General features: G+C 67.1%; 10 protein-coding genes and 1 pseudogene. 7 read left to right on the top strand and 4 right to left on the bottom strand.

Annotation, left to right across the window (positions count from 1 at the left end; translation table 11 throughout):
• Window positions 1-191 precede the first annotated feature (191 nt).
• Both A5780_RS20865 and A5780_RS20860 read right to left on the bottom strand, forming a co-directional pair.
• Complete coding sequence (locus tag A5780_RS20865; RefSeq protein WP_064909347.1) at window positions 192-371, bottom strand: hypothetical protein; 180 nt, start codon at window positions 369-371, stop codon at window positions 192-194.
• 404 nt (window positions 372-775) lie between these two features.
• A complete protein-coding gene (locus tag A5780_RS20860; protein ID WP_063019649.1) occupies window positions 776-979 on the bottom strand; it encodes a cold-shock protein in 204 nt (67 codons plus the stop codon).
• A 496-nt stretch (window positions 980-1,475) separates the two neighbouring features.
• On the opposite strand from A5780_RS20860, the gene A5780_RS41165 reads away from it, so the two are divergent.
• Window positions 1,476-1,802, top strand: coding sequence for a hypothetical protein (locus A5780_RS41165; RefSeq protein ID WP_064909346.1), 327 nt, complete (start codon window positions 1,476-1,478; stop codon window positions 1,800-1,802).
• A gap of 59 nt (window positions 1,803-1,861) precedes the next feature.
• Here A5780_RS41165 and A5780_RS20850 read toward each other — a convergent pair whose 3' ends face one another.
• Window positions 1,862-2,302 (bottom strand): hypothetical protein, encoded by a 441-nt coding sequence (locus A5780_RS20850; protein WP_156769585.1) that lies wholly within the window; start codon window positions 2,300-2,302, stop codon window positions 1,862-1,864.
• Between the two features lie 736 nt (window positions 2,303-3,038).
• Here A5780_RS20850 and A5780_RS20845 point away from each other — a divergent pair.
• Window positions 3,039-3,320, top strand: a complete 282-nt coding sequence (locus A5780_RS20845) for a hypothetical protein (protein ID WP_064909344.1) — start codon at window positions 3,039-3,041, stop codon at window positions 3,318-3,320.
• A 535-nt stretch (window positions 3,321-3,855) separates the two neighbouring features.
• Here the strand turns inward: A5780_RS20845 and A5780_RS20840 are convergent.
• Window positions 3,856-4,062, bottom strand: a pseudogene (locus A5780_RS20840) (acetyl-coenzyme A synthetase); the annotation flags it as partial.
• Window positions 4,063-4,285: 223 nt separating this feature from the next.
• Between A5780_RS20840 and A5780_RS20835 the strand changes: the two are divergent.
• The 5 genes from A5780_RS20835 to polX all read left to right on the top strand — a co-directional run bounded on the left by A5780_RS20835 (window position 4,286) and on the right by polX (window position 10,280).
• Window positions 4,286-4,930, top strand: coding sequence for a DUF2267 domain-containing protein (locus A5780_RS20835; RefSeq protein ID WP_064909342.1), 645 nt, complete (start codon window positions 4,286-4,288; stop codon window positions 4,928-4,930).
• Window positions 4,931-5,096: 166 nt separating this feature from the next.
• The gene (locus A5780_RS20830; protein WP_064909341.1) at window positions 5,097-6,425 is read left to right on the top strand and encodes a phosphoribosyltransferase family protein; all 1,329 of its coding nucleotides are present in this window, start codon (window positions 5,097-5,099) and stop codon (window positions 6,423-6,425) included.
• 45 nt (window positions 6,426-6,470) lie between these two features.
• Entirely contained in the window at window positions 6,471-7,403 is a 933-nt protein-coding gene (locus A5780_RS20825) for a ribose-phosphate pyrophosphokinase (protein ID WP_181064122.1), read from the top strand.
• Window positions 7,404-7,658: 255 nt separating this feature from the next.
• Window positions 7,659-8,456, top strand: coding sequence for an HPF/RaiA family ribosome-associated protein (locus A5780_RS20820; RefSeq protein WP_064909340.1), 798 nt, complete (start codon window positions 7,659-7,661; stop codon window positions 8,454-8,456).
• Between the two features lie 69 nt (window positions 8,457-8,525).
• On the top strand, window positions 8,526-10,280 hold the full coding sequence (gene polX / locus A5780_RS20815) for a DNA polymerase/3'-5' exonuclease PolX (RefSeq protein ID WP_156769584.1): 1,755 nt from the start codon (window positions 8,526-8,528) through the stop codon (window positions 10,278-10,280).
• Window positions 10,281-10,299: the final 19 nt, after the last annotated feature.

Raw genomic sequence — 10,299 nt, 5'->3', positions numbered from 1 at the left:
GTGATCCGCCTCAACGTCACCTCGGCCCTGGCCCGCACCGGCGAATCGCCCGCCACCATCGAATACGGCACCGGCCAACCACATTCGCCAGGAGTCACCCGCTGGCCGGTCACCTATACCGCCGATAGGCCGCGCATCCAGGCCTGAACTCAGCGTTCAGCGACCTGGGCGGAATTGCGAGGTCGTGCGGATCAGCAGGGCTGAAACGGGTAGCACGGCCGCGCCGGCGCGGCCTCCGTCGTCGGCTGGACTCGTTGTGGCGCCACCGCGGGCGCGGTGCTCACCTGCCCGGGGGTGGTGTCGTCGCCGGTGCGGGTGGTGTGGGCATGGGTGAGAGCCAGCACCACCAGGAGCAGGACCACACCACCCACCAGCGCCCCGAGGACAGCCAGGATCGGCGTGGGCGAGGTGCTGTGATAGCCGTGGACGTGCGGGTTGCGGTAGCGGCCCGGTCGGGCACGGCCGCGCCGGGCGCTGACCGCGCCAGCCTGTCGGCGTGGTTCCCGCGTGGTGTGTGTCCCCTGCGGCCGGTCCCCTGCACAGCCTCGATCCCCATGACTGGAAGTATCCCAGCGAGGCGCCCACAGAACCGGCCGCGCCGGGGTCGTACCCGTATCGGTGGCCGCTGCAGCTGCTCACTCCTGCCGTTCAACAGCCACCTACCCGAGTCGGGACGGTCCGCGCCGGTCGGATCCGCCCGGCGTGAGCCGCCGGTGCCGGGTCCGGAAAGCGAGGAAGCCCGCACCGATGGTGCGGGCTTCACTGTCTGTCGGCTCTAGATCGCGCGGACGCTTTGGGCCTGCGGGCCCTTCTGGCCTTGGCCGACCTCGAACTCGACTCGCTGGCCCTCATCCAGGGACTTGTAGCCGGAGCCGGAAATCTCGGAGTAGTGGACGAAAACGTCGGGGCCGCCCTCGTCCTGGGCGATGAATCCGAAGCCCTTTTCGCCGTTGAACCACTTCACGGTGCCTTGTGACATGTACTTTTCGTAACTTCCTGTTGCGAGCCGGGCGATCACTGCAACAACCCGTACCCGCACTCCACCATGCCACACCCCATGACTCAGCGGGATGCCCCGCCGAGGCGGACCAGAAAACCTGTAGTGGCGACAGTAGACATCCATCGGATGGTGCGGTAGCTTCTGTCTTGTCGGAAGCGAAGAAAGTGTCCAGATGGCACGGGAGATGATGAACTGCCCGTGAGAGGAAGGACGGCGGGCGCGGGACCAGCAAGTACGACGGTCTCGCCGCCCGCCGGGCAAGAAATGAAGTGCAACGGAAAGTTGAATTAACCCGTGAGGAGAAGGGAGGAGTTGCCCGTCGGGTCACTCGGAAGCACATGTGGTCCGTGTGATCTCCGACGCTTCGGTTACATGTCGGAAGACGTAAGTACATTCCCCCTTTCAGCGCCCCGGTGTCCCATGGCACCGGGGCGTTTCGGCGTATGGAGGCCGCACGATTTCTGAATCGCCCACCGTGAACGAGAAGTCCGACGACGACCCCGCCTACACGATGGGCCGGGCCGCGGACATGCTCGGCACCACCCAAGCGTTCCTTCCGACCGTGGTCGCCGGGCGAAATCAGACTTCTCGCCAGGGTAAAGGCCACTATTTGCGCTTGCGCTTCTCGTCGATCTCGATGAAGAACTCGTGGACGGCGAACCTGATCCTGGCCGAGCACGCGTCGGAGCCGACAATCATCGGCATCGTCGACAACGACCGCACCTGGTGGGGCGACCCGGAAGCCGACTGGCCAATCCTCGTCGAGGTCGGCCGGCGAGATCCGCGGCCGGTCCGCCCATGAATCTCCGACATCACAGATCGAGCCTTCCGACCCGTTGATGGCTGTCCGAGCCCGCGCAGCTATCCGAGGATGATCGTCAGTCCGATGGTGGCTGCGACAACGGCGGCGACGATGAGGATGGCCGCGACCACCCGCGATGTCATGGGCAGTGCTGCCTGCAGGTGAGCGAGCATGCGATGTCCGGCCTCGGTGGGACAGAGCAACAGCGCGACCGTGAGCCCGGCGACGGGCGCGACCGCGATCACGACGAAGACCGTAGACAGTCCCAGGCGCGAGGTATTGGTCTCGTCGGCCATCATGGCGATGGCGCCGTAGAACGGTGCCGAGGTCAGCGACTGGGTCGTCCAGATGATCAGACCGAGCGCGCTGGCCGCGACCGGGTGCAGATCGTGATGCGCCGGCAGCGACATCGGTGGGCGGAGGAACCCGCGCACCGACATACCGATGACCAGTAGCGCGACTCCCACCACGATCACGGCAACAGCCGCCGGAGACCGCAAGCAACGCAAGGATATTCGCGGAATCCACCACCGCCAGGATGACCCAACCCAGGTCACTACGTCGAAGATCACAGGCGACGTGCCCTGCTGCCCGCGGGACGGCTTGCGCCGCCGGGCAACCGCGGGCTGAGCGCGCTGCCTGGATAAGCGGCAATGCCCGCCGCTGTCACGACACGACGAGCATTGCGCTTATTTGGTTATGCCCGTTCGAGGACGAGCCTGCGTCGGTCAGGCACCACCGAGAATCCGACGTTTCACCTCTTGCAGTGGCTCGGGCCGAATCTGCAGACTGAGCCACCGTCTCGAGCAGACACCGGGAGGGTGCCCGGTGCAATCCAGGATCACACCGAGAGCACCACCCGGGAAGTGCCGAAAGTCCACGACCCTCCACCTGTCGGCCGGCGCCGTCCTCGCCGTCGGCGGTTTGCGTTGTGACCCGCTTTTGTCAGACAGATCCCGAGACTGCGGACCACGACAATCCGGCCGTCTGCAATGCGTGCCCTCCAGATGTCTCGAAACCAAGGTTTCAAGACGGACGACAGTGCACCAAAGCGCACCAAAATGCACCGAAACGCACCAAGCGCACCAGTTCCGGTGCGGCCGGGTCTGGGAAACGATCAACGCCTGATGGAAATGCTGATGATCAACATGTTCGCTTGTTCCGGCGCGCTGCACCCAGACGGCTGGGTCCTCGGTCCCGAGGGCGGTGGCACCCCCGTCCCTATGGTGCGCGGCCATGACAGATCTGGTCAGCTTCGCCAAGAAGGCCGGCGGTTTCGCGGCTATCGGCGGTGCGGGGTACGTCCTCCCGGTCGGGGTGGTCGTCGTAGTCCTCGCGGTGTTGCTCCTCGCCGCGGCCGTCGTGATTTTCATCGTCGCTCCGACGGCGCGCGCCGCGTACGCCAATGATGACGCCGGCAAGCGACAGGCTGCGCTCGAGGTCCTCGAGACGCTGTTGCCGTGGTCGCGCACCGGCCACCGCAACAGCGAGAAACCTTCCGGCACTACGGAACCGTGAAGCCCGGCTCGTTCGGGCGCAGTGGGTCAGTTCTCGTCGGACAGATCGCGTGGCAGCAGGGGCTCGCGTTCGTACTCGACACAGCAGCCGGCCAGGTATGTCCGCAGGACATCCAGCGGTGGCACATCATCATGGCCCGGCACGGCCCCGAAGTCACTGAAGTGCGCTTCTGCTCTCTGCGGCTCATAAGCCCGGTCAGCAGCACATCGCAGACGCCGCCGCGAATGTGACATCGTGACTGTACCGCCACGGGCGACGACGAGGGCCGGAACTGTTGCGGCGCTTGGGTTCCTATACTTCCCACTTATCGAAGACCAGCAGCGTGGCGGTCACTCCGTCCGGCCGCGCGCGAGATCGAGATCAGAATCTGAGATTTCGGGACCTGCTGGATCAGTGATCCTCGACCGCCAGCCTCGGCCGTCTCGAATCCAAGGATCCAGGACAGATACGACCGGCCCTGGCCCGGTCAGCAGCACGAGCCCAGAACTGCTGGTGCGGCGGAGCTTCCAGTTCGGTGCAAGCGGGAGAACAACAAACGGAGTTCGGAGGCAAGCTGTTCGTCGACGGTGTGCTCGTTGCCGTTGCGGAGTACGACGAAGGCGGCGATCGCCTGTCCGGTGGTGTCGTCTGCGGTGCCGACGACTGCGGATTGAGCGACTGCCGGGTGGCTGACCAACGCGGATTCCACTTCGGCCGTGGAGATTCGGTGTCCGGAAACGTTCATGACGTCGTCGATGCGGCCCCCAGCCGCTCGTGCGAATCATTGTCGATATTGCCCCCACGCCGGGATGCGGCAACGATGCTGATCACAGCAGCCGGCGACGGGCTCACACGTGGCGGGGCCTTGCGCGCGGGCCATCGCTACCCGGCCGGCATGAACCGGTGGCGGATATACCGCATCGTCGCCTGCTGTGAAGTGACATCGGACCCTTGTTGCGCGCCGCCTGCGGTCCGACGCTGGATGCATGTCATTGCAGCACGATCCCCTGGCACCGGCAGTTCATACCGCCCACGAATGGCTCCATGCGGTCGCCGACCGGATCGGCACCGAGGACCGCGCCTTCACCTACCGTGTGGTGTGCGCCTGGCTGCACACTGTGCGCGATCGCCTCGATGTCGCGGCATCGGCCCGTCTGACCGCGCAATTGCCCGAAATTTTGCGCGGCGTCTACTACGAGGACTGGGTGCCCGGCCATGTACCGGTCCGGCACGGCACCGACGAATTCCTCGCCCAGTTCGCTCATGAAGCCAGGGTCCCCCGCGACCAGGTGCCCGGCCTGGTGGGCGCGGTGACCGAGGTGATGCTGCAACGCTGCTCCTCCGGCCAGTTCGACGGCTTGTTCGCGGTGCTCCCGGCACCGATGAGAGAGCTGTTGCGCGGCTACCCCGAAGGTGCGCGGCACACCGCGAGGCCGGCGGGGCCCGGCGACGGCAGCCGGATGGACGCCCTCGAACACCGCCTGCAACTGCTCGGTGATGCGGTAGCGGTACTCGCCCGCGGCCTCGAGGAGCTACCGACCACCGGCCAGGAGCATCGATCGGCCGCAGCCCAGCAGGCTCACCGCCTCCTCATGCGCGAGCATTTGACCACCCCATCCACCGGACACTGATCGGCTCCGGCGAACCACGGCCACCACGGGAAGGGAACCGAAGCAGCTGCCGCCCGCTACGGCCGAGGCCGCGAAACAGGCCGCGTCGGTCCACTGCTGAACGGGTGGGCACAGGGCAGGTCGCTGACGACGTGTACACCGTTCCGGATCTCGAGGAGGTGATCTCATGTTGTTCATCGATCGTGGCGACGCCGGTCGACGGCTGGCAGTGCCATTGCAGTCCTTGGACGGTGAGGACATGGTGGTGCTCGGGATCCCCCGCGGCGGCGTTCCGGTGGCATTCGAGGTCGCCACAGCGCTCGGGGCACCGCTGGATGTGATTCCGGTACGCAGGCTCGGCGTGCCACACCAACCCGAACTCGCTTTCGGGGCCATCGGCGAGGATGTCCGCGTCATCAACGAGTTCATCGTCGAGCAAGCGCAACTCACCGTGGACGAGATGGCCGAGGTCGAGCATCGCGAGCGGGCGGAAATCACCCGCCGGGCCGCTCGATTCCGGCACGGGCATCCACCGACCCCCGTGGCCGGGCGCACCGCCGTGATCGTCGATGACGGGATGGTCACCGGAGCCAGCGCCCGCGCCGCCTGCCGGATCGCCCGCGCCCACGGCGCAACGAGGGTGGTGCTCGCCGTACCGGTCGCCGCCCGCGAGGCGGTGAACACCCTGAAACGCGAGGCCGACGAGGTGATCTGCCTCGAAACCCCGGCATGGTCGCACACCGTGGGCCAGTGGTACCGCAGCTTCCCGCGGCCCTCCGACGACGACATTGCCGAACTGCTGGACCGCGCGGCCACAGGTGCCCCCGAACCGCCGCACGCCGAGCCCGGACCGCCCCCGCTGCGCGACGACGACGTGCACGTGATCACCGGAAACATCGAACTGCGCGGGCATCTCACCATCCCCGCCGACCCGATCGGCTTGGTCGTATTCGCGCACCCCAGCGGAAGTAGCCGCCACAGCCCCCGCAACCGCTACCTCGCCGCAGTACTCCAGCAGGAGGGACTCGGCACCCTGCTGTTCGACCTGCTCACCCCGGACGAGGAGATTCACCGAGCCCGGGTTTTCGATATCGACCTGCTCGCGGACCGACTGGTGGACGTCACCGACTGGCTCACCCACCAACCACACACCGAGGGCCTGAGGATCGCGTACTTCGGAACCGACACCGGGACTGCGGCAGCGCTGCGGGCGACTACCGACCCCCGGGTCGACATCGCCACCGTGGTATCCCGAAGCGGCCGGCCCGACCTGGCTCGCGACGCCATGACGCGGGTGCGGACACCTACCCTGCTCATCGCCGGTGGCGATGATCCGCTCACCTTGAAGTCGAACCAGCGGGCGCAAGCGACGATGTTGTGCGCGAGCACCGTCACGGTGGTGCCCGGCGCCGACCATCTGTTCACGCAACCGGATGCACTGGAGAGCGTCGCCGACCTCGCCCGGGGCTGGTTCGTGGCCCACCTGCGGATGAGCCGGCCATCCGTACATATCTGAGAACGATGCAGGACAGACCGCGACCGGGAAGGACACGACGCGATCATGACCACGCTGCGCATCATCACTGGCAGTGCGAATCCGGAGTTGGCCGGTGCACTCGCGAACCTGCTGGGCGTGGGCCCGCCCGACACCGTGCTGGAACGGTTTCCCGACGGCGAACTGCTCCCGACCGTCGAGAACGTCGGCGGCAGCGACGTGTACCTGGTGCAACCGACCCCGCCGCCGGTCAACGACCACCTCGCGGAATTGCTGCTGCTGCTCGACGCCTGCCGCCGTGCCCACGCGGCGCGGGTGACGGCAGTCATGCCCTACCTCGGCTACGCCCGCCAGGACCGACGCATCCGTGCCGGGCAAGCCGTCGGAGTCGCGGTGTTCACCCGGGCCATCGCCGCCGCGGGTGCGGACCGCCTGGTGGTCGTGGATCCGCATACTTCGGCCCTGGAGGCGATCTGCCCTGTTCCGGTCGAGATACTCACCGCCGTGCCCGTCCTGGGCCGCGAGATCGCCCTGTCGGACCGTGTGGTCGTCGCGCCCGACGAGGGCGCGGTGAAACTGGCCGAGCGCTATGCCCAAGTGTCGCCGAACCCTCTTGCTGTGGTGCGCAAACGCCGCCTGAGCGGCACCGAGGTCACCGCACTCGAGCTGATCGGCGACGTGCGGGGCCGGTTGCCGGTGATCGTCGACGACATGATCTCCACCGGCGCCACGATCAGCACCGCGCTCGGGCTGCTACGCAGTCGCCACGCCGCACCCGACGTCATCGTCGCGGCCACGCACGGCGTGTTCACCCACGGCGCGGTGGGCCACCTGCGTCGATTCGGCCTGAAACGCATACTCCTCACCGACACCGTCGCCCACCGCGACCTCCCACCCGAATTCGAGGTGTGCTCGATCGCGCCGCTACTCGCCGACGCCGTCGCAGCCCTGCACAACGACGAACCTCTTCCCGCATCGGCACGCGCAACCGCAAGGTAGTCCACCCGCCACGCGGGACTTCGGTCCCGCACCAGGGGCGGGCTGCCGCAGGCCTTCCCCGCATACCTCACCGGTCAGGACTTCGGTGGGCAGGACCGAGGAACTTCGCCCCTGGCCGGACACCAGCTCCGCACGATGTGCTGGAAGTGCGAGCCGAGCCGAAGGAGTTCCGACAAGTCCTCGGTCGGTCTCGTCGAGCACTGATCGCCACCGCCATCCGATACGGACTTCATGAGACAAAGGCAGGTTGCAGACATGAGAGGTCCACGAGCAACGAGCACCGATTCCCTGCTGCAGGTTTCGAGCGGCCACCACGTTTCGGCCGGCGCGGTCGACTACGCGCGCGAAAAGATCGGCCACGCACTCACTTTCGCTCCCGAGCCGATCTTGTCCGCACGCGTTCGCCTGAGCGAGCGCGCGGATCCCGCGGCCACGAAACCGAGCATCGCCCAGGCCAACGTGAATGTGAACGGACACGGAATACGAGTTCAGGTCACCGCCGACACCGTCCGGGAAGCGATCGACCTGCTCGAGGCCCGGTTGAAGGAGCGATTCGAACGCCTGGCCCGGCATTGGGAAGGCATTCGCGGCCGGCAACCGAAGCCGGACCCGCACGAATGGCGGCACGACGCCCCACCCCGCACCCCTCTTCCCTACTTCCCGCGCCCGGCCGAAGAACGCGAGGTGGTGCGGCACAAGTCGTATGCGCTGGCCGACGAGACGTGTGACGAAGCCGCCTTCGATATGGAGATGACGGACTACGACTTCCACCTGTTCACCGAGTCCGGCAGCGGCGTCGACAGCGTGCTCTACCGCAGCGGCGACGGCTACCGACTCGCTCAGGTGGACCCGCGGCCCGACAGCGTCACACGCGGCAGCGTACCGATCACGCTCAGCCCGGCACCCCCGCCGGTGACGACGACCACCGGCGCCATCGAACGCCTCGAGCTCACCGGGTGGCCGTTCGTGTTCTTCACCGACCAGGACCGTCACCGCGGCTGCATCCTCTACCACCGCTACGACGGTCACTATGGACTACTCACCGCCGAATGAACACAGATGGCGCAGCCCGGCCGGCGGAACAGGCACGTCGATGACCCGGGTTCGCGGCAGGAGGCTGTCATGCGGTCGAACGATGTTGCCGCACAACAATTGCGGGAGATTGCGGATCTGATCGCGATCTCCGGCGGCGATCGGTACCGGGTGCGGTCCTACGAGAAAGCAGCCCGCGCGGTGGCCGGTTGTCCCGTCGAACTCGATACGCTGGACCGCAAGGGCCTGCTGGCCATCGCCGATGTCGGTGCCCACACCGCCGACCGGTTGCTGGAGTTGCGCCGTACCGGCCACATCGCCGATCTCGACGAATTGCACGCTCAGCTGCCCGCGGGCCTGCGCGCTCTGCTCGGTGTTCCCGGGCTCGGACCCAAACGGGCACACCAGGTGTACCAGGAACTGGGCATATCGTCGATGCCCGAGCTGGTGACCGCCCTGCATGCCGGCGATTTGGCCCGGCTGAAGGGATGGGGTGAGATCAGTGAGCGCAATCTCGCGCGTGCTATCCGGAGCATGCGCGAAACCGGGCAGCGCACCCCGATAGCGGTCGCGCTCGACCTTGCCGAGGACCTCCGCGCCCGGCTGTCGGCCATGCCGGGGGTGTGCCGCGCCGCCTACGCAGGGTCGCTGCGTCGCATGCGCGACACCGTGGGTGACGTCGATCTGCTGGCGGCGGCCGACGCGGCCGACGCGCCTGAGGTCATGAACCGGTTCTGCGGCCTGCCGTTGACCGATCGGGTGCTAGCGCACGGTCCGACGAAGTCGTCGGTGGTTACCACCGCGGGTATTCAGGTGGATCTACGGGTGGTTCCCGACGACACGTGGGGGGCCGCGCTGCTGTATTTCACCGGGTCCAAGGCCCATAACATCCGCATTCGCGAACGCGCCGTGCACGCCGGATACAAACTCAGCGAGTACCGGCTGTTCCGGGTCGACGACGATCGGCTGGTGGCCGCCGGTACCGAGGAGGAGATCTATGCCGCCCTCGGACTGCCGTGGATTCCACCCACCCTGCGCGAGGACCGCGGAGAGGTGGAGGCCGCGGCCGCCGGCGGGCTGCCCGAACTGGTGCGGGTCTGCGATATCGTCGGCGATCTGCACGTCCACACCGACCTCACCGATGGCCTGGCCTCGGCCGCCGACATGGTCGCCGCGGCCGCGGCACGCGGCTATCAATACTGTGCCATCACCGATCACGCCCCGGCGCTGGCGATGCAGCGCATGACCCGCGCCAAGGCCCTGGCTCAACGCGCCGAATTACGCACGCTCGCACAACATTCCGGCATCGCCGTGCTCCACGGTTCGGAGTTGAACATCGCCGCCGACGGCAGTCTCGACTGGGACGATGAGTTCCTGTCCGGATTCGACGTGCTCGTCGCCTCGCTGCACTCTCATTTCGACCAGCCGCCCGACGTGCTCACCCGCCGGCTGATCACCGCGATGGAAAATCCGTACGTCAAGATCATCGGTCATCCCACTACTCGCATCCTCGGCCGCCGGCCACCGGTCGAGTTCGATGCCGATGCGGTATTCGCCGCAGCCGCCCGTACCGGAACGGCATTGGAGATCAACGCGTTTCCCGACCGGCTCGACCTCGACGACGAACTGGCCCGCCGGGCTCGCCGGTACGGGGTGGTGTTCGCCATCGACACCGACGCCCACGCCGTCCGCCATTTCGACCACATCCGCTTCGGAGTGGCCACCGCCCAGCGCGGCTGGGTGGAGCGCGACGAAGTGATCAACACCTGGCCCCTGGATCGGCTGCGTCGCTTCCTCAGGATCGCGCGCGGGCAGCGCTCGACGGCAGAGGCGAATGGCATCTGAAATCCGACCTCGGTCACCT

The sequence above is a fragment of the Nocardia sp. 852002-20019_SCH5090214 genome, from assembly GCF_001665865.1.
In the GTDB taxonomy this organism is placed as follows: Bacteria; Actinomycetota; Actinomycetes; order Mycobacteriales; family Mycobacteriaceae; genus Nocardia; species Nocardia nova.
This window is presented reverse-complemented; position numbering and strand designations above follow the sequence as displayed.